Source organism: Curtobacterium sp. SORGH_AS_0776 (assembly GCF_031453355.1).
Classification (GTDB): domain Bacteria; phylum Actinomycetota; class Actinomycetes; order Actinomycetales; family Microbacteriaceae; genus Curtobacterium.
Window position 1 is genome coordinate 1728018 of the sequence record NZ_JAVIYU010000001.1, and the last position, 26501, is coordinate 1754518.

The 26501-nt window shown below is 70.7% G+C and carries 31 protein-coding genes and 1 pseudogene; 19 read left to right on the forward strand and 13 right to left on the reverse strand.

Annotated elements, in window-relative coordinates; genetic code table 11:
- The first annotated feature begins 42 nt into the window (after window positions 1-42).
- The 11 genes from iolC to QE359_RS08785 all read left to right on the forward strand — a co-directional run bounded on the left by iolC (window position 43) and on the right by QE359_RS08785 (window position 12037).
- Window positions 43-996: a 5-dehydro-2-deoxygluconokinase gene (gene iolC / locus QE359_RS08735; protein ID WP_396127756.1), complete on the forward strand. Its 954-nt coding sequence runs from the start codon at window positions 43-45 to the stop codon at window positions 994-996.
- Window positions 989-1978 carry a deoxyribose-phosphate aldolase gene (locus QE359_RS08740; RefSeq protein ID WP_309778870.1) on the forward strand — a complete coding sequence of 330 codons (990 nt, stop codon included), beginning with the start codon at window positions 989-991 and terminating at the stop codon, window positions 1976-1978. The genes iolC and QE359_RS08740 overlap by 8 nt, the downstream gene beginning before the upstream one ends.
- Window positions 1975-3486: a CoA-acylating methylmalonate-semialdehyde dehydrogenase gene (locus QE359_RS08745; RefSeq protein WP_309778871.1), complete on the forward strand. Its 1512-nt coding sequence runs from the start codon at window positions 1975-1977 to the stop codon at window positions 3484-3486. The genes QE359_RS08740 and QE359_RS08745 overlap by 4 nt, the downstream gene beginning before the upstream one ends.
- Window positions 3487-3492: 6 nt before the next feature.
- Window positions 3493-4395, forward strand: a complete 903-nt coding sequence (gene iolB / locus QE359_RS08750) for a 5-deoxy-glucuronate isomerase (RefSeq protein ID WP_309778872.1) — start codon at window positions 3493-3495, stop codon at window positions 4393-4395.
- 17 nt (window positions 4396-4412) lie between these two features.
- Complete coding sequence (iolD, locus tag QE359_RS08755) at window positions 4413-6293, forward strand: 3D-(3,5/4)-trihydroxycyclohexane-1,2-dione acylhydrolase (decyclizing) (protein WP_309780413.1); 1881 nt, start codon at window positions 4413-4415, stop codon at window positions 6291-6293.
- 39 nt (window positions 6294-6332) lie between these two features.
- Window positions 6333-7259: a sugar phosphate isomerase/epimerase gene (locus tag QE359_RS08760; protein ID WP_309778873.1), complete on the forward strand. Its 927-nt coding sequence runs from the start codon at window positions 6333-6335 to the stop codon at window positions 7257-7259.
- 20 nt (window positions 7260-7279) lie between these two features.
- Window positions 7280-8311 (forward strand): Gfo/Idh/MocA family oxidoreductase, encoded by a 1032-nt coding sequence (locus QE359_RS08765; protein ID WP_309778874.1) that lies wholly within the window; start codon window positions 7280-7282, stop codon window positions 8309-8311.
- 3 nt (window positions 8312-8314) lie between these two features.
- On the forward strand, window positions 8315-9184 hold the full coding sequence (locus tag QE359_RS08770) for a sugar phosphate isomerase/epimerase family protein (protein WP_309778875.1): 870 nt from the start codon (window positions 8315-8317) through the stop codon (window positions 9182-9184).
- The gene (locus QE359_RS08775; protein WP_309778876.1) at window positions 9181-10293 is read left to right on the forward strand and encodes a transaldolase family protein; all 1113 of its coding nucleotides are present in this window, start codon (window positions 9181-9183) and stop codon (window positions 10291-10293) included. Before QE359_RS08770 ends, QE359_RS08775 begins: the two co-directional genes overlap by 4 nt.
- Window positions 10290-11507 (forward strand): Gfo/Idh/MocA family oxidoreductase, encoded by a 1218-nt coding sequence (locus QE359_RS08780; RefSeq protein ID WP_309778877.1) that lies wholly within the window; start codon window positions 10290-10292, stop codon window positions 11505-11507. Before QE359_RS08775 ends, QE359_RS08780 begins: the two co-directional genes overlap by 4 nt.
- 122 nt (window positions 11508-11629) lie before the next feature.
- Window positions 11630-12037: a tautomerase family protein gene (locus QE359_RS08785; RefSeq protein ID WP_309778878.1), complete on the forward strand. Its 408-nt coding sequence runs from the start codon at window positions 11630-11632 to the stop codon at window positions 12035-12037.
- Between the two features lie 9 nt (window positions 12038-12046).
- Here the strand turns inward: QE359_RS08785 and QE359_RS08790 are convergent, their stop codons facing one another.
- The 3 genes from QE359_RS08790 to QE359_RS08800 form a co-directional block, all read right to left on the reverse strand.
- Entirely contained in the window at window positions 12047-12805 is a 759-nt protein-coding gene (locus tag QE359_RS08790) for a GntR family transcriptional regulator (RefSeq protein WP_070416740.1), read from the reverse strand.
- Between the two features lie 85 nt (window positions 12806-12890).
- Entirely contained in the window at window positions 12891-13349 is a 459-nt protein-coding gene (locus QE359_RS08795; RefSeq protein ID WP_309778879.1) for an SRPBCC family protein, read from the reverse strand.
- 89 nt (window positions 13350-13438) lie between these two features.
- A complete protein-coding gene (locus tag QE359_RS08800; RefSeq protein WP_083295392.1) occupies window positions 13439-14074 on the reverse strand; it encodes an exonuclease domain-containing protein in 636 nt (211 codons plus the stop codon).
- A gap of 89 nt (window positions 14075-14163) precedes the next feature.
- Here QE359_RS08800 and QE359_RS08805 point away from each other — a divergent pair, with 89 nt between their 5' ends.
- Together QE359_RS08805 and ychF are read left to right on the forward strand one after the other, a co-directional pair.
- Window positions 14164-14751 (forward strand): hypothetical protein, encoded by a 588-nt coding sequence (locus tag QE359_RS08805; protein ID WP_309778880.1) that lies wholly within the window; start codon window positions 14164-14166, stop codon window positions 14749-14751.
- 11 nt (window positions 14752-14762) lie between these two features.
- On the forward strand, window positions 14763-15836 hold the full coding sequence (gene ychF / locus QE359_RS08810) for a redox-regulated ATPase YchF (protein ID WP_070416738.1): 1074 nt from the start codon (window positions 14763-14765) through the stop codon (window positions 15834-15836).
- A 398-nt stretch (window positions 15837-16234) separates the two neighbouring features.
- Here the strand turns inward: ychF and QE359_RS08815 are convergent, their stop codons facing one another.
- Entirely contained in the window at window positions 16235-16753 is a 519-nt protein-coding gene (locus QE359_RS08815; RefSeq protein ID WP_309778881.1) for a hypothetical protein, read from the reverse strand.
- Between the two features lie 83 nt (window positions 16754-16836).
- Between QE359_RS08815 and QE359_RS08820 the strand changes: the two genes are divergently transcribed.
- From QE359_RS08820 to QE359_RS08830, 3 genes are all read left to right on the forward strand, one after another.
- Window positions 16837-17301 carry a phage tail protein gene (locus QE359_RS08820; RefSeq protein WP_309778882.1) on the forward strand — a complete coding sequence of 155 codons (465 nt, stop codon included), beginning with the start codon at window positions 16837-16839 and terminating at the stop codon, window positions 17299-17301.
- A gap of 182 nt (window positions 17302-17483) precedes the next feature.
- The gene (locus QE359_RS08825; RefSeq protein ID WP_309778883.1) at window positions 17484-17981 is read left to right on the forward strand and encodes a hypothetical protein; all 498 of its coding nucleotides are present in this window, start codon (window positions 17484-17486) and stop codon (window positions 17979-17981) included.
- A gap of 81 nt (window positions 17982-18062) precedes the next feature.
- On the forward strand, window positions 18063-18482 hold the full coding sequence (locus tag QE359_RS08830) for a hypothetical protein (RefSeq protein ID WP_309778884.1): 420 nt from the start codon (window positions 18063-18065) through the stop codon (window positions 18480-18482).
- 62 nt (window positions 18483-18544) lie between these two features.
- Here QE359_RS08830 and QE359_RS08835 read toward each other — a convergent pair whose 3' ends face one another.
- The 3 genes and pseudogenes from QE359_RS08835 to QE359_RS08845 all read right to left on the reverse strand — a co-directional run bounded on the left by QE359_RS08835 (window position 18545) and on the right by QE359_RS08845 (window position 20552).
- Window positions 18545-18832, reverse strand: coding sequence for a hypothetical protein (locus QE359_RS08835; protein ID WP_071294526.1), 288 nt, complete (start codon window positions 18830-18832; stop codon window positions 18545-18547).
- A gap of 232 nt (window positions 18833-19064) precedes the next feature.
- The gene (locus QE359_RS08840) at window positions 19065-19691 is read right to left on the reverse strand and encodes an HD domain-containing protein (protein ID WP_309778885.1); all 627 of its coding nucleotides are present in this window, start codon (window positions 19689-19691) and stop codon (window positions 19065-19067) included.
- Between the two features lie 83 nt (window positions 19692-19774).
- A pseudogene (locus QE359_RS08845) lies at window positions 19775-20552 on the reverse strand (isocitrate lyase/phosphoenolpyruvate mutase family protein).
- A gap of 97 nt (window positions 20553-20649) precedes the next feature.
- Between QE359_RS08845 and QE359_RS08850 the strand changes: the two are divergent.
- Both QE359_RS08850 and QE359_RS08855 read left to right on the forward strand, forming a co-directional pair.
- A complete protein-coding gene (locus QE359_RS08850; protein ID WP_309778887.1) occupies window positions 20650-21540 on the forward strand; it encodes an AraC family transcriptional regulator in 891 nt (296 codons plus the stop codon).
- Window positions 21541-21586: 46 nt separating this feature from the next.
- A complete protein-coding gene (locus tag QE359_RS08855) occupies window positions 21587-22774 on the forward strand; it encodes an aminotransferase class I/II-fold pyridoxal phosphate-dependent enzyme (protein ID WP_309778888.1) in 1188 nt (395 codons plus the stop codon).
- A 93-nt stretch (window positions 22775-22867) separates the two neighbouring features.
- On the opposite strand, the gene QE359_RS08860 is transcribed toward QE359_RS08855, so the two are convergent.
- Both QE359_RS08860 and QE359_RS08865 read right to left on the reverse strand, forming a co-directional pair.
- On the reverse strand, window positions 22868-23068 hold the full coding sequence (locus QE359_RS08860; protein ID WP_071294532.1) for a hypothetical protein: 201 nt from the start codon (window positions 23066-23068) through the stop codon (window positions 22868-22870).
- Between the two features lie 43 nt (window positions 23069-23111).
- Complete coding sequence (locus QE359_RS08865) at window positions 23112-23609, reverse strand: GNAT family N-acetyltransferase (RefSeq protein ID WP_309778889.1); 498 nt, start codon at window positions 23607-23609, stop codon at window positions 23112-23114.
- Window positions 23610-23678: 69 nt separating this feature from the next.
- Between QE359_RS08865 and QE359_RS08870 the strand changes: the two genes are divergently transcribed.
- Complete coding sequence (locus QE359_RS08870; protein WP_309778890.1) at window positions 23679-24566, forward strand: LysR substrate-binding domain-containing protein; 888 nt, start codon at window positions 23679-23681, stop codon at window positions 24564-24566.
- Between the two features lie 19 nt (window positions 24567-24585).
- Here the strand turns inward: QE359_RS08870 and QE359_RS08875 are convergent, their stop codons facing one another.
- The 4 genes from QE359_RS08875 to QE359_RS08890 are packed head-to-tail and all read right to left on the reverse strand — an operon-like array spanning window position 24586 to window position 26480.
- Window positions 24586-24840, reverse strand: coding sequence for a hypothetical protein (locus QE359_RS08875; protein WP_309778891.1), 255 nt, complete (start codon window positions 24838-24840; stop codon window positions 24586-24588).
- The gene (locus tag QE359_RS08880; protein ID WP_070416724.1) at window positions 24837-25319 is read right to left on the reverse strand and encodes an FBP domain-containing protein; all 483 of its coding nucleotides are present in this window, start codon (window positions 25317-25319) and stop codon (window positions 24837-24839) included. The genes QE359_RS08875 and QE359_RS08880 overlap by 4 nt, the downstream gene beginning before the upstream one ends.
- Before the next feature lie 35 nt (window positions 25320-25354).
- A complete protein-coding gene (locus QE359_RS08885) occupies window positions 25355-26095 on the reverse strand; it encodes a M56 family metallopeptidase (protein ID WP_070416723.1) in 741 nt (246 codons plus the stop codon).
- Between the two features lie 10 nt (window positions 26096-26105).
- The gene (locus QE359_RS08890) at window positions 26106-26480 is read right to left on the reverse strand and encodes a BlaI/MecI/CopY family transcriptional regulator (RefSeq protein WP_070416722.1); all 375 of its coding nucleotides are present in this window, start codon (window positions 26478-26480) and stop codon (window positions 26106-26108) included.
- Window positions 26481-26501: the final 21 nt, after the last annotated feature.

Consider the following 26501-nt stretch of genomic DNA (forward strand, 5'->3'; position numbering starts at 1 on the left):
CGCATGACGAACCCAGCTCCCCACGCGTACGACGTGATCACGATGGGACGTGTGAGCGTCGACATCTACCCGCAGCAGACGGGGCCGCTCGAAGACGTCTCGACGTTCTCGAAGTCCGTCGGCGGCAGCGCCACGAACGTCGCGATCGCAGCAGCCCGGCACGGAGCCGACGCGGCGGTCATCACGCGCACGGGCAACGACCCGTTCGGCCGCTACATCGCCAGGACCCTGCCGGAGTTCGGTGTCGCGAACGCCTTCGTCGAGACGGTCGAGGGGCTGAACACCCCCGTCGCGTTCTGCGAGATCTTCCCGCCGGACGACTTCCCGCTGTACTTCTACCGGGCACCCAAGGCTCCGGACCTCATGATCACGGCGAAGTCCCTGCCGCTGCACGAGATCGAGCGGGCGAAGATCTTCTGGACGACGGTCACCGGCCTCAGCGAGGAGCCGAGCCGCCAGGCCCACCACGTGGCGTACGAAGCGCGCAGTGCCGCCGCGTCCCCGACCGCCCGGCACACCGTGCTCGACCTCGACTACCGGTCCATGTTCTGGTCGTCGCCCGAGGCCGCGACGCGCGAGGTCGCCGTCGCCCTCGAACACGCGACCGTCGCCGTGGGCAACCGCGAGGAGTGCGAGGTGGCCGTCGGTGAGACCGACCCCGTCCGCGCCGCCGACGCCCTGCTCGAGCGCGGGGTCGAGATCGCCATCGTCAAGCAGGGGCCGAAGGGCGTCCTCGCCAAGACCCACGACGAGTTCGTCGAGTTCCGCCCGCACCACATCGACGTCGTCAACGGTCTCGGATCGGGCGACGGCTTCGGCGGGGCACTCACCCACGGACTGCTGCAGGGCTGGGGGCTCGAGCGGACCCTCGCGTTCTGCAACGCCGCCGGCGCGATCGTCGCGACCCGGTTCGAGTGCTCCACCGCGATGCCGACGAGCGACGAGATCGAGCAGTTCCTGCAGGACAACCCCACGGAGGAGGCCGTCAATGCCTGAGATCAGCACCGCCGACTTCGCGCGGCTGCGGGACGTCCGCGCCGGGCAGCCGGAGCTCGTGCGGGCCGCGCTCGACGCCCGACGCAAGCGCTCCCTGCTCGCCGACGACGGCAAGCTCTTCATCGTGGCCGCCGACCACCCGGCACGCGGAGCCCTGGCCGTCCGGAACGACGAGTCCGCCATGGCCGACCGGTACGACCTGCTCGAGCGGCTCGTCACGGCGCTCGGACGCCCCGGCGTGGACGGGGTGCTCGGCACGCCGGACATCCTCGAGGACCTCGCACTCCTGGGTGCCCTCGACGACAAGGTCGTGGTCGGCTCGATGAACCGCGGTGGCCTCCGGGGCGCGACGTTCGAGATGGACGACCGCTACACGGCGTACTCGGCGCAGGCCATCAAGGACTCCGGGCTGGACTTCGCCAAGCTCCTGGTGCGCATCGCCCTGGAGGACTCGGGCACCGCCCCGACCCTCGAGGCCACGGCCCGGGCGGTCAGCGAGGCGGCTGCGCTCCGGCTGCCGATCATGCTCGAGCCGTTCATGTCCGCGTGGCAGGACGGCCGGGTCGTCAACGACCTGACCGCCGACGCTGTGATCACCTCGATGGCGATCGCCGCGGGACTGGGGGAGTCGAGCGCGTACAGCTGGCTCAAGATCCCGGTCGTGGACGACATGGAGCGGGTGATGGCCGCGACGACGCTGCCGACCCTGCTGCTCGGCGGGGACCCGTCGACCCGTCCGCTCGAGACCTACGCCAAGTGGGCCGACGCGCTGGCACTCCCCGGGGTGCGCGGCCTGGTCGTCGGCCGCACGCTGCTCTACCCGCCGGACGGCGACGTCACCGCAGCCGTGGACGTGGCCGCCGGGCTCGTCCACACCCAGGAGGCCCGTGCCGGGTTCTCCACAGAATCCCACGAACCAGCCGCTCGGCTCGCGGGCGCCACCACCATGGACTCGTCCATCCCGGAAGGAAGCAACGCATGACCACCACCGAGACCGCCACCACGACCATCGGGCACTGGATCGACGGGGCACGCGTCGCGTCGACCTCCGGCAACACGGCCCCGGTGTACGACCCGGCGCTCGGGGTCGCGACGAAGCAGGTCGCCCTCGCGAACGAGGAGGAGATCCAGGCGGCGATCGCGAGTGCGAAGGCGGCGTTCCCGGCGTGGAGCAACCTGTCGCTGTCGAAGCGCCAGCAGATCCTGTTCTCCTTCCGCGAGGTCCTCAACCGCGACAAGGCGGAGCTCGCCGAGATCATCACGAGCGAGCACGGCAAGGTCATCGACGACGCCCTCGGCGAGATCGCTCGCGGGCAAGAGGTCGTCGAGCTGGCGACGAACATCCCGAGCCTGCTCAAGGGTGAGTTCAGCGACCAGGTGTCGACCGGCATCGACGTGTACTCGATCCGTCAGCCGCTCGGTGTCGTCGGCATCATCAGCCCGTTCAACTTCCCGGCCATGGTGCCGCTGTGGTTCCTGCCGATCGCGATCGCCGCGGGCAACACCGTCGTGCTGAAGCCGAGCGAGAAGGACCCGAGCGCCGCGATCTGGCTCGCCGAGAAGTTCAAGGAGGCCGGACTGCCCGATGGTGTCTTCACCGTCCTGAACGGCGACAAGCTGAGCGTCGACGGACTCCTCACCAGCCCCGACGTCGAGTCGATCTCCTTCGTCGGGTCGACCCCCATCGCGCAGTACGTCTACGAGACGGGCACGAAGCACGGCAAGCGCGTGCAGGCCCTCGGCGGCGCGAAGAACCACATGCTCGTCCTTCCGGACGCGGACCTCGACCTCGTCGCGGACAACGCCATCAACGCGGGCTTCGGCTCCGCCGGTGAGCGCTGCATGGCGATCTCGGTCGTCGTCGCCGTCGAGCCGGTGGCCGACGAGCTCATCGAGAAGATCACGGAGCGCGCGGCGACCCTGCGCATCGGCGACGGTCGTCGCGGGTGCGACATGGGCCCGCTCGTCACGAAGCAGCACCGTGACAAGGTCGCCTCGTACATCGAGGTCGCACAGCAGGACGGTGCGGTGGTTGTGGTGGACGGCCGCACCGTCCGACCCGACGGCGACGAGAACGGCTTCTGGCTGGGGCCGACGCTCATCGACCGGGTCCCCACCACGAGCCGCGTCTACACCGAGGAGATCTTCGGCCCGGTGCTCAGCGTCGTCCGCGTCGCCTCCTACGAGGAGGGCCTCGAGCTCATCAACAGCGGCGCGTACGGCAATGGCACCGCCATCTTCACCAACGACGGCGGCGCTGCCCGTCGCTTCCAGCGCGACGTGCAGGTCGGCATGATCGGCATCAACGTGCCGATCCCCGTCCCCGTCGCGTACTACTCGTTCGGTGGCTGGAAGAACTCGCTGTTCGGCGACCACAAGGCGTACGGCGCCGACGGCGTGAGCTTCTTCACCCGCCAGAAGGCGATCACGAGCCGCTGGCTCGACCCGTCGCACGGCGGCATCAACCTCGGCTTCCCGTCGAACGGCTGAGCGCTCGTGACGACCGACAACTGGTTCAACCCCGCCGGCTCCCGCCCCGAGGCGGGCTGGACGGACGTGATCGACGGCCGTGTCGCGGGGTGGGCGCACACCGGTCTGCGGACCGGCGCGCTGACCGACGGGGGCGAGCTGCGCCTCCAGGCCGACGCCGTGGAGCGCATCGTCGTGCCGCTCGCCGGATCGTTCCACGTCACGTACGCGGGTGCCGCCGGGAACGGCGACCAGGCCCTCGACGGGCGTTCGAGCGTGTTCGACGGACCGACCGACGTCCTGTACCTCGGTTCGGGAACGGAGGCGCGGATCACCGGCACCGGTCGGCTCGCGGTCGCCGAGGCACCCACCGACACCGTCAAGCCGACGACGTACGTGGCCCGGCACGACGTGCCGGTCGAGCTCCGCGGTGCCGGACAGTCCAGCCGGCAGGTGCACAACTTCGGCACCCCGGCGGCGCTCGACGCGGACAAGTTCATCGTGTGCGAGGTGATCACGCCGGCCGGCAACTGGTCGTCGTACCCGCCGCACAAGCACGACACGTCCGTGCCCGGCGAAGAGTCGAACCTCGAGGAGATCTACTACTACGAGTCCGCCGTCGCGCGCGGGGTCTCCGCACCGACCACCGCCGACCCGTTCGCACTGCACCGGACCTACGCGTCCGACGACCGCGCGATCGACGAGTTCCGGCAGGTGCGCACCGGCGACATCGCCCTCGTGCCGTACGGCTGGCACGGTCCCGCCGTCGCGGCGCCGGGCTACGACATGTACTACCTCAACGTGATGGCCGGGCCCGACCCGGAACGCGTCTGGAACATCACCGACGACCCGGCGCACGGCTGGGTCCGCCAGGTGTGGGAATCCGAGTCGATCGACCCGCGCCTGCCCTACGAAAGGAAGCTCGCGTGACCACCAACACGCGGAGGATGACCGTCGGCCAGGCACTCGTCGAGTTCCTGGCCAACCAGTGGACCGTCGACGGTGACGTCCGCGAACGCACCATCCCGGGGATCTTCGGCATCTTCGGGCACGGCAACGTCGCCGGCGTCGGCCAGGCCATCAAGCAGCTCCACGTCGAGCAGCCCGGCCTGCTGCCGTACCACCAGGCCCGCAACGAGCAGGCGATGGTGCACGAGGCCGTCGGCTTCGCCCGCATGCACCGCCGCCGTGCCACCTTCGCCGCGACGGCATCGGTCGGCCCGGGTGCCGCGAACATGCTCACCGCCGCGGCGCTCGCGACGACCAACCGGCTGCCCGCACTGCTGCTGCCGTCGGACACCTTCGCCACGCGCACGACCGACCCGGTGCTCCAGCAGATCGAGCTGCCGCACGACACCTCGCTGCAGGTGACCGACGCGTTCCGTCCGCTGTCCCGGTACTTCGACCGCGTCGAGCGTCCGGAGCAGCTGTTCTCGATCGCGCTCGCGGCGATGCGGGTGCTCACCGACCCGGCCGAGACCGGCGCCGTGACCATCGCCCTGCCCGAGGACGTCCAGGCCGAGCAGCTCGACGTCCCCGTCGCCTTCCTGCAGCCGCGTGAGTGGCACATCCGCCGGCCGCTGCCCGAGCACGGGCCGCTGGCGCGTGCGGTCGCGGCGATCCGGGCGGCGAAGCGTCCCGTCATCGTCGCCGGCGGTGGCGTGCTGTACTCCGGTGCGGAGCAGGAACTCGCAGCGTTCGTCGAGGCCACCGGCATCCCGGTCGGCACGTCGCAGGCCGGCGGCGGGTCGCTCGTCTGGGACCACCCGCAGTACCTCGGTGGCATCGGCGCGACCGGTACCGCCGCGGCGAACGCGATCGCCGCGCAGGCCGACGTCGTCATCGGGATCGGGACGCGGTACAGCGACTTCACGACGGCCTCCCGGACGGCGTTCCAGGACCCGGACGTCACGTTCGTCAACGTCAACGTCGCCGCGTTCGACGCCTACAAGCACGGGTCGCAGTTGCCGATCGTCGCGGATGCGCGCGAGACACTCGTCGCGCTCGCCGAGCAGCTCGCCGCGTGCTCGGTGGACGCCGGGTACGCGGCCGAGATCGCGCAGCGGAAGCAGGAGTGGGACGCCGTGGTCGACCAGGCCTTCGCACCGTCCGGCCTGGCCGTGCCCGGTCAGTCCGAGATCATCGGCGCGGTGCAGTCCGCCACCGATCCGCGCGACGTCGTCATCCAGGCGGCCGGATCGCTGCCGGGCGACCTGCACAAGCTCTGGCGGGTGCGGGACGCCCTCGGCTACCACGTCGAGTACGCGTTCTCGTGCATGGGCTACGAGATCGCCGGCGGCATCGGCGTCCGTCGTGCCGCGCCGGACCGCGACGCGATCGTCATGGTCGGCGACGGCAGCTACCTCATGCTGCACACCGAGCTCGTCACCGCCGTGGCCGAGGGCATCAAGATCGTGGTCGTCCTCATCCAGAACAACGGGTACGCGTCCATCGGGCACCTGTCCGAGACGGTCGGGTCCGAGCGGTACGGCACGAAGTACCGCTACCTCGACGAGACCGGCTCGTTCGAGGGCGACGACGTGCTGCCAGTCGACCTCGCCGCCAACGCGCGCTCGTACGGCGTCGACGTCATCGAGGTGCAGCCCGGGCCGAACGCGATCGAGGACCTCAAGTCCGCGGTGCGTCAGGCGAAGGCGAACGACCACACCACGCTCGTGCACGTCCACTCGGACCCGCTCGTCTACGCCCCCGAGGGTGACGGCTGGTGGGACGTCCCGGTCGCCCAGACCTCCACGCTGCCGAGCACCCAGCAGGCCCGCGCCGCGTACGAGCAGCAGGTCGCCGCGCAGCGTCCCCTGCTCGGCTGAACACCTCCCACCACACGCAGAAAGCAGACGACCCTCGTCATGACCGACACCGCCACCGCCACCGACGCCATCCGGATCGGCACCGCCCCCGACTCGTGGGGCGTCTGGTTCCCCGACGACCCGAAGCAAGTCCCGTGGCAGCGCTTCCTCGACGAGGCGACCGCGGCCGGCTACAAGTGGATCGAGCTCGGGCCGTACGGGTTCCTGCCCACCGACCCCTCGCAGCTGCGCGACGAACTGGAGTCCCGCGGGCTCCAGCTGTCAGCCGGCACCGTCTTCACCGGGTTCCACAAGGGCGACGACCAGTTCCAGCGCGCCTGGGACCAGGCCGTCAAGGTCGCCGGTCTCGCCGCCGCGCTCGGCGCCGAGCACCTCGTGACCATCCCGGACCTCTGGCGCTCGGACGCCACGGAAGAGGTGCTCGAGTCGCGCACGCTGACGGACGAGCAGTGGGAGCGCCTCGGCAAGGGCCACGACCAGCTCGGCAAGGCGCTGCTCGAGGAGTTCGGCGTGCACCAGCAGTTCCACACGCACGCGGACAGCCACGTCGGCACGTACACGGAGACCGTGCGCTTCCTGTCCGAGACGGACCCGGCGTACACGAACCTCTGCCTCGACACCGGTCACTTCGCCTACTACGGCGGCGACAACCTGAAGCTCATCGCCGAGCACCCCGAGCGCGTCGGCTACCTGCACCTCAAGCAGGTCGACACCGACCTGCTCCCCGACGTCCTGAAGAACGACGTCCCGTTCGCCACCGCGGTGGCGCAGGGGATCATGACCGAGCCGCCGCACGGCACGCCCGAGCTCGCGCCCATCATCGAGGCCGTCGCGAAGATCAACCCGGACATCTTCGGCATCGTCGAGCAGGACATGTACGGCTGCTCCGTCGACGCTCCCGGCCCGATCGCCGAGCGCACGTTCCAGCACATCTTCGGCTCGACCGCCGCCGCACGCGCCCTCTGACACCCCCAGGAGAACCCAGCATGAGCACCACCGAGAACCTCCGCGTCGCCGTCGTCGGAGCGGGCGCGATGGGCAGCGACCACGTGCGTCGCATCACGTCGACCATCGCCGGCGCGGACGTCGTCGCGATCGTCGACCCCGACACCGCCCGGGCCACCGCGGCCGCGGCGAAGGCCCCGGGTGCGATCACCGCGTCGTCGTTCGAGGACGCACTCGACGCCACCCCGATCGACGCCGTCATCGTCGCGACCCCGGGCTTCCTGCACGAACCCGTCCTCGTGCCCGCGATCGAGCGCGGCCTCGCCGTCCTCTGCGAGAAGCCGCTCACCACGTCGGCCGCGGACTCCCTGCGGATCGTCGAGCTCGAGCAGGCGAAGTCTGCCCGCCCGAAGATCCAGGTCGGCTTCATGCGCCGGTTCGACAAGGGCTACCAGGAGCTCCGTGCGCTGCGGGAGTCCGGCTCGAACGGTGCCCTGCTCGCGCTGCACCACGCGCACCGCAACCCGACGACCCCGCCGAACTTCAGCGAGTCGATGCTCATCCACGACTCGGTGATCCACGAGATCGACATCATCCCGTTCATCACGGGGGAGCCGATCGTCGCCGTCGAGGTGAAGAAGCCGCGCAAGAACTCCCTCGCACCGGCCGACCTGCCCGAGCCGCAGTTCGTCCTGTTCACCACCGAGTCGGGCACGATGGCGATCGTCGAGATCAACGTCAACGCCCAGTTCGGCTACCAGGTCACGACCGACGCGGTGTTCGAGTCGGGTGTCGCCTACATCGGCCGCGAGACCTCGCTGAACCTCGTGTCGCAGGGCGTGTCCGGCCAGGGCGTCACCCCGTCGTTCGTGGAGCGCTTCGGCGCCGCCTACGACGAGGAGGTCCAGCGCTGGGTCGACGCCGCCAAGACCGGCGGCATCGACGGGCCGAGCGCCTGGGACGGCTACACGGCGTCCGTCGTCGCCGAGGTGGCCGTGCGCGCGCAGCAGTCCGGCGCGCTGGAGCAGGTCGCCTACGCCACCGCGAAGCCGACATTCTACGAGACGGCCTGATCGATGCCGAAGATCGCACTCGACCCGACGCCGTTCCACCACGACCTGTCGCTGTTGGAGTTCCCGCAGAAGGTCGCGGACCTCGGCTACGAGTACCTGCAGCTGACCCCGCACCGGGACTTCATCCCCTTCTACCGGCACCCGAAGGCCGACGACGACCTCGTCGACGCGTTCGCTGCAGCGTGCCGGAAGGCCGGGGTGCAGGTCGCGTCGGTCCTGCCGGTACTCCGGTGGTCCGGGCCCGACCGTGATGCCCGCGAGGCCGCGGTGACGAAGTGGAAGCGGGTCATCGAGATCACGAAGCGTCTCGGCGTCGACACGATCAACACCGAGTTCTCCGGCCGCCCCGAGCGCCCCGAGGAGTCCGAGGACGCCTTCTACCGCTCGATGGAGGAGCTCCTGCCGATCATCGAGGACGCCGGACTCCGCGTGCTCATCGACCCGCACCCGGACGACTTCGTCGAGGACGGCCTCGAGGCCCTCCGGGTCATCCGCGGCCTCAACTCGAAGCACGTCGGGTTCGTCTACGTCGCCTGCCACACCTTCCACTACGGCGGCAACATGGACGAGATCATCGACGCCGCGGGCGACTCGCTGCAACTCATCCACGTCGCCGACGCCTACGACCACCGACGGTCGCACGGCCTCCGCTACATCACGAACCCGCCGGGCAACCCCGTGCGCGTGCACCAGCACCTCCCCGTCGGGCAGGCGGACGTCGACTTCGACGCCTTCTGGGCCGCCCTCGACCGAGTCGGCTTCACGGCGCGCGAGGACACCGTCGCGGTGTCGAGCGTCTTCGCCGAGGACGAGAACGCCGACGAGGTCTCCCGCTTCCAGCTCGACACGATCACGAAGGGACTGAACCGATGACGACCGCCCTCGAGACCCCGACGCCCACCGGCACCGACGTCCGACCCGTCACGCTGCAGGCCGCGTCGCAGACCGTGACCGCCCTGTGGAACGACTCCGCCGATCCGCGCGAGCTGTCCACCGCGATCCACGAGTACGGCGCCGTCGGGGCGACCTGCAACCCCGTGATCGCGTACACCTGCATCCAGCAGGACCCCGAAACGTGGGTCCCGCGCATCCGCGACATCGCCGCCGAGCACCCGACCGCGGGGGAGTCCTGGATCGGCTGGAAGGCCGTCGAGGAGCTCTCGATCGCCGCGGCCGCGCAGCTGTTGCCCGCCTTCGAGGCGTCGGGTGGCCGCAACGGCCGGCTGAGCATGCAGACCGACCCGCGTCTCCACCGCGACCGGGACGCCCTCGTCGAACAGGCCGTGCGGTTCTCGCAGCTCGCGCCGAACATCATCGTGAAGATCCCCGCCACGAAGGTCGGCATCGCCGCCATCGAGGAGGCCGCGTACCGCGGTGTCTCGATCAACGCCACCGTGTCGTTCACCGTGCCGCAGGTCGTCGCCGTGGGCGAGGCCATCGAGCGCGCCCTCGACCGCCGTGCCGCCGAGGGTCTGCCCGAGCAGGAGTTCGGCCACGTCGTCACGCTGATGGCCGGCCGCTTCGACGACTGGCTCAAGACCGTCGTCAAGCGCGACCACGTGATGGTCGACCCCGGCATCCTCGAGTGGGCCGGTGTCGCTGCCGTGAAGCACGCGTACCGGGTGTTCCAGGAGCGCGGCTTCCGGTCGCGCGTGCTCGTCGCCGCCTTCCGGAACGCGATGCAGTGGTCGGAGTTCCAGGGTGGTGACCTCGTCGTGTCACCACCGTTCCAGTGGTCGAAGGACATCAACGACAACGCGTTCCCGTTCCGTCCGGACGCCATCCACGACGAGGTCCCCGCGCACGTCATCGACGCGCTGCGTGCGGCCACGCCGGAGTTCGCCCGGGGCTACGACGTCGACGGCATGACGATCGACGAGTTCGACCGCTTCGGCGCCACGGTGACCACGCTGCGCCAGTTCCTCGACGCCGACGCGAAGCTCGACGCCCTGGTCCGCGACATCATCGTGCCGGCAGCATGAGCGCAGCCGCGTCCGCCGACGTCGCCACCATCGGTGTCGGTCTCATCTCGGTCGGCTGGATGGGCCGGTTGCACTCCCGTGCCTACCGCGCCCTGCCCGACCACTTCCCGGAGCTCGGCGTCCACCCCCGGCTCGTCGTCGCCGCCGACCCGATCGAGGCCGCGCGCGACCAAGCGGTGACCCGCCTGGGCTACGAGCGGGCCGTCGCCGACTACCACGAGGTCCTCGCCGACCCCGAGGTCGACGTCGTCTCGATCTGCTCGCCGAACTTCCTGCACCGCGAGATGGCGGTCGCCGCTGCCGAGGCGGGCAAGCCGTTCTGGATCGAGAAGCCGATGGGCCGGTACGCCAGCGACTCCCGACAGATCCACGAGGCCGTGCAGCGCGCCGGTGTCATCACGAGCGTCGGCTTCAACTACCGGCACGCCCCGGCGATCGAGCGGGCGCGCGAACTCGTCCGCAGCGGGCGCCTCGGCCGGATCACGAACGTCCGCGGGTCGCTCCTCGCCGACTACTCGTCCGACCCCGCGGCGCCGCTGACCTGGCGTTTCGAGCGGGAGCGTGCCGGCTCGGGCGTCCTCGGCGACCTGCTCTCGCACGGGCTCGACCTGGCGCAGTACGTCGTCGGCCGGATCGCGTCCGTGACGGCGCTCGCGGAGACCTTCATCGTCGACCGACCGCTCCCCGGCGCTGGCATCGTCGACCGCAGCGCCGCCGCGACGGGGGAGAGGAAGCCCGTCGAGAACGAGGACTACGCGGCCCTGCTCTTCCGTTTCGAGGACGGCGCCGTCGGCACCATGGACTCCAGCCGCGTCATGCGGGGGCCGCACGCCGAGTACACGCTCGAGGTGTACGGCACGAAGGGCTCGGTGCGGTGGGACTTCCAGCGCCTCAACGAGCTCGAGGTCTACCTCGACGGGCAAGAGGTGGACGGCTACGCCACCCACTACGTGGCCGCGGGGGACGGCGAGTTCGCCCGCTTCCAGCCGGGCGCCGGCACCGCCATGGGCTACGACGACCTGAAGACCGTCGAGGCCGCGCAGTTCATCGCGAGCGTCCGGCGCGGGGAGCAGCTCGCGCCGTCGGTCGCCGACGGCCTGGCGGCTGCGTCGATCGTGGAAGCGGCGGAGGCGTCGCTCGCCGACGGGGCGTGGCACGAGGTGGCGCGCGTCGACGGACCGCTCACCTACGCGGCGGCGACCCCCGTGCTCTAGACGCACGACCCGACGGACGGGAGGCGCGGAGCCAGCTGGCACCGCGCCTCCCGTCTGCTCTGTCCCGCGGTCGCGATCCATGTTAGTTTGTTAGGACAAACTCTCGACCTGCAGGAGGCACCATGCCGCTCGTCCGTATCGACCTCGCCACCGGCCGCACGCCCGAAGCCGTGCGTGCCGTCGCCGACGCGATCCACACCGCCATCGTCGACGTGTACGGCATCCCCGCACGCGACCGGTTCCAGATCGTCACGGAGCACCCGGCGCAGCAGATCATCGCCGAGGACGCCGGACTCGGGTTCGAGCGCACCGACGGGGTCGTGATGATCCAGGTCTTCACGCAGCGCGGGCGCGACCAGACCGCGAAGCAGGAGCTCTACCGCGCGATCCACGACAGCCTTGCCGGGGTCGGTGTCGCGTCCGAGGATGTCTTCATCGGGTACGTCGAGAACGGACCGGAGGACTGGTCCTTCGGCTTCGGCCGGGCGCAGTACGTGACCGGCGAACTCGGGGTCCCCTCGTTCGCCTGAGCGGGCCGCCTACTTGTCGACGAGCGTGACCTCGAACGAGTAACGGTCGGGGCGGTAGCAGTGCACGCCGTACTCGACCGCACGGCCCGAGGCGTCGTACGCGGTGCGGCTCATCGTGAGCACCGGGTCGCCGTCCTCGATCTCGAGCAGGCCGGCCTCCTCGTCGGTGACCGCGCGGGCGCCGATGCGCTGCTTCGCGACCCGCATGGTCACGCCGCGGCCGCGCAGGAGCTGGTACAGGCCGTGGGTCTGCAGGTCGTCGTCGGTGATCTCGAGGAACTCCGGCGGCAGGTAGTTCTCGAGGATCGCCATCGGGACGTCCTCGGCGAAGCGCACGCGACGGATGTGGGCGACCGTGGTGCCCGGTGCAATGCCGAGCGCCTCGGCGACGGCGTCCGGCGCGGGCACGTCGTTGCGTTCGAGGAGCTTCGTCGCCGGCGCCTGCGAACCCTGTGCGAGGTCGTCGTAGAGGCTGGTCAGCTCGACCTTGCGGGTCACCGGGCCGTGCACGACCTGGGTGCCGATCCCGCGCCGGCGCACGAGCAGGCCCTTGTCGACGAGGTCCTGGATCGCCCGGCGGATCGTCGGCCGGGACAGCCCGAGCCGCTCACCGAGGGCGATCTCGTTCTCGAGGCGGGCACCCGGGGGCATCGCGCCGGAGCGGATCGACTCCTCGATGCGCGAGGCGACCTGGAAGTACAGGGGCATCGGACCCGACCGGTCCAGGTCCATGAACAGGTCGGACGGCAGCTGGCCTTCGTTGGTCATCGCGGTCCTTCAGCAGTAGGGATTGTCGTGACAATACCACCGGGCCTGCGGCGGACCGGCCAGCGCGGCCGTGGGTCCGTCGCCGTCAGGGCTCCACGAGGGCCTTGAGCCGCGCGAGGCCCTTCTCGAAGTCCCCGCCGACGAACTGCTCCATGTTCATGAACAGCCCGACGATCCGCGATGTCACCGTCACCGGGCTCGTCATCGTCCAGACCACACGGGTGCCGTCCGGGACCTCGTGGAGCCGGAACGCGGTGGTGTTCGACGAGCGGAACGGCGCCGTGAACCGGAGTCCGATCTCCACGTCGTGGGGCTCGACCCGACGAACGACCATGTCGCCGCTGCCGGCCTTCCGGTTGCCCTTCCACGCGTACGTCGAGCCGACCGCTCCCGGCTCGCCGCCGTACTCGCGGTGCAGGTCGGGGTCGCGGCCCTCCCACGGCGACCACTCGACCCAACGGTGGAGGTCGGCGAGGTGGGGGAGGATCGTGGACGCCGGCGCGGCGATGACCACGTCGCGCTCGATGGTGGTGGTCGCAGCCATGCGCCGAGCGTAGTGGGCGGGCGGCGCCCCCGGGTCGTGCAGAGCGCCGTCAGGTCGTGCGGTGCGCTGTCAGGTCGCGCGGAGCGCCGTCAGTCGGCGAAGATCATCGGGCGGTTCGACAGCCGGGGCTGCGCAGCCGTCCGCGGCTTCTCCGCACGGGCCCGCACCGGAGCGATGGCGACCCGGACGGCCGCGCCGAGCGCCTCGACCGTGTCCGTCCCGTGGTGCCCGGCCGCGTGCACGACGATCGCCGCGCACGCCTCGGCATCGGCGGCCGCGTCGTGGTGCTGGAAGCCCTCGTACCCGGCGGCCCGTGCCGCCATCGGCAGTCGGTAGGAGTCGAGCGTGTAGGTCTTGCGGGCGACCTGCAGCGAGCACAGCGAGTGGTGTTCCGCGAGGTCGATCCCCGTCGCCGAGCACCCACCGGCGATCACGCCCATGTCGAAGCGCGCGTTGTGCGCCACGAGGACGTCCCCGTCGGCGAACGCCACGATGTCCGGGTACTGCTGCTCCCACGACTTCGCCCCGACGACGTCCGACGCGACGATGCCGTGGATGCGGGTGTTCCACTCGAGGAAGGCGTCGTGCCCGAGCGGCGGCCGGATGAACCACGACGCCCGCTCGACGACCCTGCCCGCGCGGACCTTGACGAGTCCGACCGAGCAGGCGCTGGCGGGCGAGCTGTTCGCGGTCTCGAAGTCGATCGCGGTGAAGTTCAACGGCACGGTCCCGATCGTCGCACGCGGCGCCGACATCGCCGCAGAGCCCCTCGGCGTTGCGGCCGGGCCGGCCGTCCCGGCCGTACGGTGGGCTGATGGGGAACCGCACTGACCGACCGCCGCTCGTCCTCGTGCTCGCCGGATCCGGTTACGGGCAGCAGGCGCCGCTGCTGTGGTGGTCCCGCGAGATCGCCACCGCGGCCGGGTGCGAGGTCGTCGCCCCCGGCTGGGACGTCGACGAGCGTGCTGCGGCCGATCCCGTCGGGTTCGTCGAGGCCGCCGTCGCCGACGCGCTCGGCGACCAGTCGCCCGACCTCGTCGTCGCGAAGTCCTTCGGGTGCTTCGCCCTGCCGTGGGCGGTCCGGAACGAGGTCGCCGGCATCTGGCTCACGCCCGTGCTCACGCACGACGCGGTCGCCCAGGCGCTCGCGGACGCGAGCGACGCGCACGTCGCGATCGGGGGTGGAGCCGACGTCATGTGGCGGCCCGAGAGGGCGTCGGGGACGGCTGCGCGCCTCCAGACCGTCGACGGTGCCGACCACGCGCTCCAGGTGAGCGGCGACTGGCGGCACTCGCAGTGGCTGCAGGCCGACGTCCTCGACGTCGTCGAGCGTGCGATCGCGCGTCTGGTCGAGGCGTCGGACTGGAGGCGCGGGTCGGCCCCGGCAGGCGGCCGCCGGTAGGCTGTCCTCCCGTGGCACTCACCATCGGAATCGTCGGTCTCCCGAACGTCGGCAAGTCGACCCTGTTCAACGCCCTGACCAAGAACCAGGTCCTCGCCGCGAACTACCCGTTCGCGACGATCGAGCCGAACGTCGGCGTGGTGAACCTCCCTGACCCGCGGCTGGACCAGCTCGCGACGCTCTTCAACTCCGAGAAGACCGTGCCGGCCCCCGTGTCGTTCGTCGACATCGCCGGCATCGTCAAGGGTGCGAGCGAGGGCGAGGGGCTCGGCAACAAGTTCCTCGCCAACATCCGCGAGGCCGACGCCATCGCGCAGGTCGTCCGCGGCTTCACCGACGACGACGTCGTGCACGTCGCGAACAAGGTGTCGCCGAAGGACGACCTTGAGGTCATCAACACCGAGCTGATCCTCGCCGACCTCGAGACCATCGAGAAGGCGCTGCCGCGGTATGAGAAGACCGTGAAGCTGAAGCAGGCCGAGCCGATCGTGCTCGAGACCGCTCGTGAGGCCAAGGCAGCGCTCGAGCAGGGCACGCTCCTGTCCGCCACCTCGATCGACCTCGCTCCCATCGCCGAACTCGGGCTCCTGTCGGCCAAGCCGTTCATCTTCGTCTTCAACGTGGACGAGGCGATCCTCACCGACGAGTCCCGCAAGGCCGAACTGGCCGCGCTCGTCGCTCCCGCCCAGGCCGTGTTCCTCGACGCGCAGGTCGAGTCCGAGCTGATCGAGCTCGACCCGGCCGACGCCGCCGAGCTCCTCGAATCGACCGGGCAGACCGAGTCCGGCCTCGACCAGCTCGCCCGCATCGGCTTCGACACCCTCGGCCTGCAGACCTACCTGACGGCCGGTCCGAAGGAAGCTCGCGCGTGGACGATCGGCAAGGGGTGGAAGGCACCCCAGGCTGCCGGCGTGATCCACACCGACTTCGAGAAGGGCTTCATCAAGGCCGAGGTCATCTCGTTCGAGGACCTCATGGCTGCCGGCTCCATCGCCGAGGCCCGTGCGCACGGCAAGGCCCGGATCGAAGGCAAGGACTACGTCATGCAGGACGGCGACGTGGTGGAGTTCCGCTTCAACAACTGAGCGAGTTGCCCCCGCTGCAGTCCCGACCAGTACCGTCGTTCGCATGGGGACGGGATTCCAACTGATCGTCGGGGCCGTGGTGCTGCTGTGGGGCGCTTTCGTGGTGGTCTTCCCAGCAGGTGATCATCAAGCTGGCGTCGGCAGCGGAGAAAGCTGGCCTCGCGTGGAATCCGCAGGCGAGGTGGGGAACCGCTTGGATTCGCATGCTGGGTGCTGTACTCGGTGTATTCGGTCTCGTCATGGTCATGACCGCACTGCTCGAGGTCCTCAGGCGTTGACGTCGTGCACGGCGAAACGTGGGGGAGTTCCGTTCCACAATTCGTGGTGCACGTGCAAGGGGCAGAATCGCCATCGGACCGCGTCGTCTGGGCCGCGCCGCTCAGGTCCAAGGGGGCTGGTCACTCGGTCAAGAGTGCCCGATCGGAGCATTTGCTCGGACTGTTGTGTACCGAGCAGGTCGCGATCACGAGGTTCAGAAGCCGTGTGTAGAACCGCTTCTCATCGAGATCGCGTTCATCGTGGACTTCGGACATGAGCTTGTTCAGCGCGGCGAAGACCCGGACGTTCTCCTCGCTCGAGTTGCTGCTTGCATACATCAGGGCAGTGAAGTAGGCGGCGTCGAAGTCCGCCTGGACCTGTTCGAGGTGTGGACCATCTGATGTTGGTGAGCTCCGCGCGGCCATGTAAGCCGTCGATGTCGTGATGACCGCGTCGTAAGTCTCGATCATGCGGGCTCGGTTTGCTTCGTCGTTGGCGTTCTGCTGGTTGACCGCACCGATCGTGAGGGGGATGAGGAGCGCACCGAGGAGAAACGTGTTCACCCATCGAAGGAACGGATTGGAGGCGATCCGACGCCATACCGAAGAAGCTTGCATCACGGACGCTATCGGCACGGTGAGCGCGAGCGTCAGCCACACGGTCCGCATCGCCGCGCTTGCGGACAGCAACGCGAATTGCGAACCGACTAGATTTGCGCTGAGTCCATCGCCGAGGAGGCCCCATGTCGTACGTCGTCGACTTCGAGCACGTGTCCACCGTCGGGTTGGAGTCCTCGCCGGTCGCCGACGCCCTCGCTGGGCTCCGGGCGAACGAGGCCCGCTACTTCAAGAACAAGTACGACCACGTCTTCACCACCCACCCCGCCGAGGACGTACCCGACCTGGTCGACTACGTCACGAAGGTCCTGCACGACGAGCGCGGGCTGGTCATCGCCTCGAAGCCGCTCGAAGCCACCGAGGCCTTCGTCGACGGGATCCGCTGGACACACGTCTTCTACGAGTCCGGACTCGCGGTCAACGTCCTCTACACGCTGGAGCCGGGCGGCAAGCGAGCGGTCGGGTTCAAGCTCTCGGACGGCATGGAGGTGCCGGAGGAGCTGGCGGAGAAGTTCAAGTTCGCGCGGCAGAAGTCGAAGCTGGCGGGGACGATCCGCGGTTCGTACTTCGTCGTCAAGGGCGAGTACTGATCCGTCCCGCTCAGAGGGGCACGGCCTCAGCGATGAGGGCGGCGCTGCGTTCGACGACCATCGGAACACCTCCAGATCATCACCATGGGGGTGGGCAGTCGATCCGCCCGTACATTCCGAATGTTCGCGGCGGTCGCAACGTCTGCGCGAGCATCGAGTGACTGCGATGGAGAGGACGGGACTTGCACGATGACGATGAAGATCGTGAGTGCGCTCCTGCACGAAGCGAGTGTCGGGCTGTCGGGCGACACCACCAGGCTGCGAGCGATGCGGACGATCTTGACGGAGCGGCGGAGCGCGGCGCTCGGTCGGGCTCCCGGGAAGACGGAGAGAACGACGTCTTCGCGGTAGCTGCTGCCGAACTGTTCAGCGGGCCCATTGCTTCTCCGCGAGCGCTCCGCGACGACGAGCTCGTGGTCGGGGGGTCAGCTCGGCAGCTGATCGACTGCCACCTCCGTTCCGAAGCCGTCGCGGCGGACGCGATCGAGCGCGTGAGCCGCGCGGAGTCCGCAGCAGTGATGATCGGTGTCATCGGTGCGCAAGTGCTGACGGTCGGTGCGCTCGCGGGCGCGGTCGTTCTGATCTCCGTGGAGTCGACGGCCGCAGGGCTGATCGCGATCGTGCCCGGAGTCCTGGCCGCGGCGTCGCAGCTCGTCGCTGCCGCACGCCGGCGCGCCTGATCCGTCCGGTTTGGCCACAGAACGCGCTTGCTCGGCCCATGCGCATGACGCCCACCTACCGTCGAGAGGCTAGGAGGCAACGTGAAGTACATCCACTACGACGGCAGCCAGATCCTCACGGGGGACGCGATCGCCGATGCGGTCTCGGACTACGCGGCGATCCTCGGTGCCAACGGCAGGACCGACACCGTTGCGATCCCCGCGGTGGCCGACGACGGCTCGGTGACCCGGACGACGGTGCTGATCGGTCCCGCGAGCGAGCTGACCGTGAGCGCGGCGCCCGACGACGAACTCGAGCCCGAGGACCACGCGTTCATCCGGCGGCTGCGGGACGCTGCGGAGCGAGCGGGGACCGAACGGCCGGTGGACGTCGACGGCGGGCACCGCTTCGCCGACGCCGACGAAGCGAACACGGAGACCGCGACCGCGACCGCGACCGCGGGCACGGCGACTGCGGACACGACGGACGCGGACACGGCGGCCGCGGACAAGACCGACTGACCCCACACACGACGAAGGCCGCCGAGCACTGCTCGGCGGCCTTCGTGTGTGGCGTGCTGGGCTCAGGCTGCGAGTGCCAGTTCGCCGACGCGGACGGACTGCGCCTGCACGAGCGTGCGGCTCGCCTCGCCTCGCCACGAGCGACCGGGCACGGTCCAGCCGGCCTCGCCGTCGATGTCGACGCGGGCGCCACGGGTGATGAAGAGACCGAGGTCGTCGGCCGGGATGCGGACGAGGTACTCGCGCTGCGAGCGCTCGTCGCGCACACCGAACTCGGCGATGCGGTCGGGGGAGACGGTCGGCGCCGCGAGGGCGGTGCCGGTGATGGTGATTCGTTCGTTGCTGGTCATGGTGTTGCGGTACTTCCTGGTCGTTCGGCGCCCAGGGCGACTCGGTGTCGGCGGACGGCTGAGTCCGGCGCGACGCATCGAGTGCGGGGCGCGCACGTCGAGCTTCGACGTGCAGCTCGTCCGTTCGGATCGAGCGGTGGTCTCGTGGGAATGCGACTCGGGTGAGTCGGCTTCGAGACGGTTCGGTGTGCGCGAGTCAGATGGGTTCGCTGCAGTGCACCAAAAGAACACCCTACTCGACGATGCCCGGATTGTCCAGGAACGATGTCCAGCGGCTCCCACCGGCAGTGACGTTGCCCGAGCCGTCGAGTCTGGCGGCGGAGGACGCCGGCTTGCGACCGGCCTGCTCGTGGATCAGCCCGTCGAACGCCTCGGAGAAGTCGAGGCGGGGGACTGCCGCGGTGACGGCGACCAGGTCTGACGTCGTCCACCGGGCGAACCCGGCCCCGGAGACGTCGAGCGAGGTCGCGACCTCGAGCAGGTGTCCCTCGACGTCGAGCGCGGGGTCGACCGACGTCCACATGTGGCGCTCGATCACCTCACCGACCCGACGGGCACGGGTGGCGTCCCACCCGGCACCGAGGGCGAACACGCTGCCGACCGCACCGCCGGCGTCCTCGAACGGCACGGCGTGGGCGTCGAAGGACGGCGTCACGCCGAGGTCGTGCAGCATCGTGGCGACGAACAGCAGCTCACGGTCCGGCTCGAGCTCGATGGTCGGTGCGAGGAGCGACGCCCACGCCCAAGAGCGCAGGCAGTGGTGCACCAGCGCCGGCGAGGACCACGCACGCACGACGTCGAGCGCGCGCGCGGCCACGGGGGTGGGCGGTGCGAGCAGCGCGTCGACGTCCAGGGTCATGGCAAGAAGGTATCGGAGGCGACCGACCGACGGACGGGAGGCGCGGTGCCAGCTGGCACCGCGCCTCCCGTCCGTCTGTTGGTTCAGTTCAGGGTCGGGGTGTCCTCCGGCACGACGCCACCGCGGTACAGGTCGGTCGCCAGGTCGCGCAGCGCGCGGAGCGCGACGCGCTGCGTGAGCGGCCCGTAGGAGATGCGGGCGACCCCGAGGGCCTCGTACTCGGCGGCGGGCAGGGCGCCGGGCAGCCCGATCACGGACAGCTTGCCGCGACCGAGACCATCCACGAGGCGCTCGACGACGTCGCGCTGGACCGCCCCCGGGACGAAGACGAGCGGGGCGCCGACGTCGAGGAAGGCCTTGCCGCGGGCGATCGCGTCGGCGATGCTCTCCTCGATCGGGCGGTCCCCGCCGCGGGCGATGGCGTCGGTGCGGGCGTTGAGCTGGAAGTCGATGCCCTCGGCCTCGACGGCGGCGGTGATGGCCGCGACCCGGGCGACGGCCTCGTCGAACGGGCGGAGGCGGTCCTCGACGTTCGCGCCCACGATCCCCGCACCGATCGCGCGGCGGATCGTCTCGGCCGGGTCCTCGTAGCCGTCGTCGAGGTCCGCTGTGACGGGCAGGTCCGTGGCGGCGGCGACGATCGCGGCGCCCGACAGTGCCAGGTCGAGCGGCATCCCGCCGTCGTCGTAGCCGTACGACGCGGCGATGGAGTGCCCGGCGGTGGCGATCGCCTTCGTCTCCGGCAGGTCGCTGACGACCTTTCGCGCTGATCGCGTCCCAGACGTTGACGACGCGGAGGATCTCCGGTGCTTCGTGCAGCTGCTTGAGGGTGGTCGCCTTGTCGGCGGTGCTCGTGCTCATGACGCCGACAGTAGGCCGACCAGCCCGGGCAGGGATCATCGTGTCCGTCGCGCGACGTCACCGTAGCGTCGATGACACCACCAGGAAGGACACCGACATGGAGCGTTGGAACGAGGCGATCGCCGCGGTCGAGGAACACCTCGACGGCGGCCCGGACGACACCGTGCTCGACGTGGACGAGCTCGCACGCATCACCGGGACGAGCGAGTACCACTTCCGGCGGGTGTTCTCCGCGCTCGCCGGGATGCCGCTCTCCGAGTACGTCCGGCGTCGGCGGATGACGCTCGCCGCGGCCGTCATCGCCTCGGGGACGACGACCGTCTCGGACGTCGCCGCACGCTTCGGGTACGGCTCGGCCGATGCGTTCGGGCGGGCGTTCCGCGCCGTGCACGGCATCGGTCCGCAGGAGGCGCGCGAGCCCGGCGCCGTCCTCCGGTCGCAGGGTCGGCTGTCCTTCCGTCTCACCGTCGAAGGGAGCACTCCCGTGCAGTACCGCCTCGTCCAGAAACCCGCCTTCCGTCTCATCGGACGCTCGACCCGTGTCCCGCTCGTGTACGAGGGGCCGAACGACGCGATCCAGGCGTTCGAACGCAGCATCACCCCCGAGGACCGGGAGCGCATCGCTGGACTGTCCGACCAGGAGCCGTCGGGCGTGCTGTCGGTGTCCGATGCGTTCACCGAGGGCCGCGCGGACGGCAGTCTCCTCCGTTACTCGGTCGTCGCCGCCACCTCGGTCGAGAGCGCACCGGGCCTCGACGTCATCGAGGTCCCGGCTGCGACGTGGGTGGTGTTCTCCGGCTCGGGATCGGCGCCCGGAGCGATCCAGGCGCTGTGGCCGCAGGCGTTCGGCGAGTGGTTGCCCGCCAACCCGTACCGTCTCGTGGCGGCGCCGGAGATCGCTCGTGTCCGGCTCGCACCCGGCGGTCGTACCGCGGAGGCCGAGCTCTGGCTCGCGGTCGAGCCCGAGCCCGCGCACGACGCAGGATGACGGCCGGACTCGCGCCGCGCCTCCAGTCCGATGCATGCTGGGACGCATGGCGCACGACGAGGAGGACCCGGTCGGCACTCTGCGAGGGGTCCGCACGAGCATCAAGTGGACGCGGTACGCGCCCGACGTGCTGCCCCTGTTCGTCGCCGAGATGGACCACGAGGTCGCGCCGGCGATCCGGCAGGCGCTCATCGAGCGGGTGCAGCAGTCCGACCTCGGGTACCTCGACGGGCCCGGGCCGCTCGCACCGGCGTTCGCCGCGTTCGCGAAGGACCGCTGGGACTGGGACGTCGACCCCGCCCGGGTCTACCTCGCCACGGACGTCAGCGTCGGGATCGTCGAGTCGCTCCGCCTCGCGCTGCCGGACGGCGGCCGGGTCGCGATCACGCCGCCCGTGTACCCGCCGTTCTTCGAGCTCGTCGAAGAGGCCCGATGTCAGGTGGAAGAGGTCCCGCTGCTCGAGCAGTGGGGCGTCTACCGGCTCGACCTCGAGGGCCTCGAGCGCGCCTTCGCCGACGGCGTCCGCGTCTTCCTGCTCTGCAACCCGCACAACCCCGTCGGCCTCGTGCACGACCACGACGACCTCGTGGCGCTCGCCGAACTGGCCGCACGGTACGACGTCCTCGTCATCAGCGACGAGATCCACGCACCGCTGACGCACCCCGGCGTCCGCTTCACCCCGTTCGCCGCGGTCGCCGAGCCCGCCGGTGCGCGGAGCATCTGCGTCACGAGCGCGAGCAAGGGCTGGAACCTCGCCGGGGTGAAGTGCTCGATCATCGTCGCCGGGGACGCACGGACGGCAGCGCTCCTCGACACGCTCTGGGAGGAGGTCGCCTGCCGCACGAGCATCCTCGGGTTGCACGCGAACCTCGCGGCGTTCAGCTTGGCGACGGACTGGCTCGACGACGTGGTCGCCCGGATCGTCGCGAACGAGCGGTTGCTCGGCTCCCTCCTCGCGGAGCACCTGCCCGGCGTCGTGTACACCCGGCCCCGCGCCGGCTACCTGGCGTGGCTCGACTTCCGCGGCATCGGGCTCGGAGACGACCCGGCCGTGCCGCTCCGGGAGCACGCCTACGTCGCGTTGAACTCCGGCCTCGGGTTCGGATCGCAGGGCCGCGGGTTCGCGCGGCTCAACCTGGCGTGCTCGCCGGACACGCTGCGCGAGGCGGTGCTGCGGATCGCGGCGGCCTACCCGTCGAGTGCGCAAGAGGGGCTGGTCTGGCACGTCGCGTGAGCGGCGGGCTGGTGTGGGCCGTCAGCTGCTGGCTGTCGGCTGTCGGCTGTTGCCGTCGGCCTGGAGGCGCGGGTCGGCTACTCGGGTCGGGCGTCAGGCCACGTACTGGTTGCGTCCGACGACGCGGATCGTCAGGTCGACCTCGCGCGCGGGCACCTCTTCGGTGAGCCCGATCCACTCGCGGGCGACGAACCCGACGGAGGGCCACCGGGTGACCTCGGTCACCAGGAACCCGTCGATGAACACCTGCCACGCGCCGCGTTCGCGGACGGCCTGCACCTCGTGTGTCGCCATGCCGCGAGCGTACCGGGTCGGTACCGCTCCCTGACGGCTCCGCTCAGAGGTCGAGCGCCATGTGGACGTCCGCGCGGGCGTAGGGGCTCGGCGCGACCTCGTCGTGGCCGAGGTGCCGGAACCCGAACGCCTCGTACAGGTGCACGGCACTCGCCAGCTGCGCGTTGCTCTCCAGCACCACGCGGTGCGCACCGATCGCCCGGGCACGTTCGAGCGCCGCGGCGATGAGCTTCCGGCCGGTGCCGTGCCCCTGGTGCTCGGGCGAGACGGCCATCTTGACCAGCTCGAACACCCCGGGCCCGACGGGCGCGATGCCGACGCAGCCGATGACCGGCCCATCCGATCCGAGCCGTGCGACGAAGGCGGCGCCGCCGGGCTCGACGATCTGGCCGAGCGGGTCGCCGAGGAGCTTCCGGTCCTCGTCCTCGAGCGTGAAGAACCGGCTGATCCAGGCCTCGTTGAGGACGCGGAACGCCTCGGCGTCGGCAGCGGAGGCGATGTCGGTGATGAGCACGGCGTCGGTGGTGGTCGCATCGGGCATGCACCCATCCTCGGACGCCGTGCCGAGTCCCGTCCAATACTCGTTCGCGCGGATCGATACGCTGAGTGCATGGATCGCGAGCCCGACGTCGACCTCCGGCAGCTCCGGGCGTTCCTCGCCGTGGCCGACGAACTGCACTTCGGACGTGCAGCCGACGCGCTCCGGATCGCGCAGCCGGCACTGTCGCAGCAGATCCGGCGGACGGAACGGGCGCTCGGTGTCGACCTCTTCTTACGGACGAGTCGCAGCGTCGCGCTCACCCCGGCCGGGCGGGTGCTGCAGGGCCGGGCGCGATCGCTCCTGCAGCAGGCTCGCCGGGACCTCGACGAGACCGTGCGGGTGGGCCGGGGCGAGGCCGGTCGGCTCGACGTCGGGTTCGTCGTCTCCGCGCTGCCGCTCGGTCCGATCGAACGCGTGCAGGTGTTCCGGGAGCGTTACCCGCTCGTCCGCGTGGAACTCACCGAGGGCTACTCGTCGACCCTGCTGGCGCGGATCGTCCGCGGGGAGCTCGACCTGGCGATCGTACGAGACCCCGATCCCGACCCGGCCGTGCGCTTCCTGCCGTTCCGCAGCGAGCGGTTCGTGGCAGCGGTCCCGCGTGGGCACCGGCTCGCGGCGCGGGCATCGATCCGGGGACCGGAGCTGCTCGACGACCCGTTCGTGTTCTTTCCGGCGGAGGCCGGATCGGTCGCGACCGAACGCAACCTCGCCCCTGTGGTGTCCGGCGCCCGGCGACCCGTCATCGTGCAGGAGGCCACCACCTGGGCCACGGTGCTGCACCTGGTCGGCGCCGGCCTCGGGGTGACGGTCGCACCGGAGAGCGCCACGCTCGCCGCTCCGGACACCGTCGTGCTGCTGCCGCTCGAGGCGGACGACCACCGGAGCCAACTCGTCTGGGCCGCCCGCGCCGACGACGACCGCGAGATCCTGCGGAACTTCATCGCCGCGACGGAGTGAGTCCGCAGCGCCGGGCCCCTCACGCCAGCGGCAGCACCGGCGCCCGCTGGTCCCCGAGCTCGTCCACCCGCCAGGGTCGGGTGCCGCGCAGCGTCAGGCCGAGCTGCGCGAGCACGAAGCCCACGTGCGGTTCGACGTCCGGGTCCCACGGCCCCTCGACGCCGAGCCCGAACGCGCCGAGCTCGTCGTCCGCCTCGTCGCGCAGGGTGAGGTGCCACCGGCCGTCCCCGAGCTCCTCGACGACGGCCCACCGGGCGGTGCTGAACCGGCTCACGCGGTCTTCGCCACGTCCTCGGTGAAGTTCCGCACCCGCTGCAGGAGCGCTTCGCCTCGCATCGCGATCGTCGCCGGCGGGTTGAGGTGCGGCGGCGCGGTGCGGATCAGCATCGGGCACCCGAGGTCCTCGCAGATGTAGGAGCCGATGGTGTTGCCGTTCCGCCCCGATTCCCCGGCACGCGCGGCCGAGAACAGGCGGACCTGCGTCGCCGGCTGCGGGGAGTGGCAGAACGAGCACATCGCCGCGATCCCGGGGCGGAGGGACCCGCCGGCGGAGCGCACGACGATCCCGACCGGGCGGTCGTCGATCCACGACACGATGTAGCCGCGGCGGGCGGCCTGCGGATCGCGCCACCCGAGGAACTCGCGCTCGTCCCACAGCGTCTCGTGCAGGCCGGGGATGGGCAGCTGGGCGAGCTCGTCCGGGGTGGCGTTGACGAACGACGAACGGATGTCTGCTTCGGTCAGTGGCTTCACGGTGCCATCACCATATGCCCCACCGCCGACACGCGTCAGGACCCCAGACGGGAGGCGCGGATCGCCCCGAGCGCGCTCGTCCCGTCCGCCACCAGGACGGCTCGCCGCAGCGCGTCGCGTCCGACACGTCGTGCGGCCGCGTCGTCGGCGGCGAACTCCACGAGGACGCGCGTCGAGCGCGCCATGGCGCGCGCACCGGGGATCCACGGGACCGCACGCTCGATCGACTCGGCGATCCCGACCGCGACCGCGTGGCGCTGGGTCAGGTGCGCGCGTTCATGGGCGACCACGGCCTCCAGTTCGTCGGTGCGCAGACGGTCCGCGAGCCCGGTGCTCACGAGCACGCCGCCGGACCTGCCGGGGACGGCGCAGGCGAGTGCGTGGTCCGCCTCGAGGACGGACACCGGCGTGCCGTCGATCTCGCGGTGCGGTGCCGCACCGGAGCGCATCGCCTCGCGCACGGCCTCGTGCTCGGGGCCGGGCCGGACCCGGACCGCGATCACGAACGCGAGCACGGCGAGCAGGGCGACCCCGACGTTGAGGCCGTGCGTGGGGGAGCCGCCGAAGCCCATCGGGTCGGTGATCGGGCGGTTCGCCACGACGAGCAACGTGATGCCCGCGACGAAGCCGACCACGCCGAGCAGCACCGCCACCGACCAGCACACCAGCGCGGTTCGCGGCCGGTCGATCGTCCACGCGGAGCGGGTCAGGACCCGGGGCGCGAGGACCACGACCGCCAGGGCGAGCGCGATGAGGACGACTCCGGTGACGACCACGGCGGATCCGTCAGGAACGGGCTCGGGCGTCGAGGGCGCGGCGGATGACGTCGAGGTCGTCGGAGGCGAGCGAGCCGGTGAACTGCAGCAGGGCGGCCTCGCGGTCGGTCGCGGCGGCGAGGGCGTTCGACATGAGGGAGGCCGTCTGCTCCTCCCTGCTGTTCGTCGCACGGAAGGTGAGCGGAGCGTCGTCGTGCTGCTGCCGCTCCACCCGGCCCTTGCGGCCGAGGCGGTCGAGCACGGTGAGCACGGTCGTCAGTGCGGGCCGGGGCTCCGGGAAGGCGTCGAGCACCTGGCGCGCGCTGAGCCCGCCGTCCGCCGACCAGAGCGCGTCGAGCACTGCCTGCTCGAGCTGCCCGCGGGGGCGTGATCGCTGACCTGCCATCCCCCCATTCTACGAGATGTC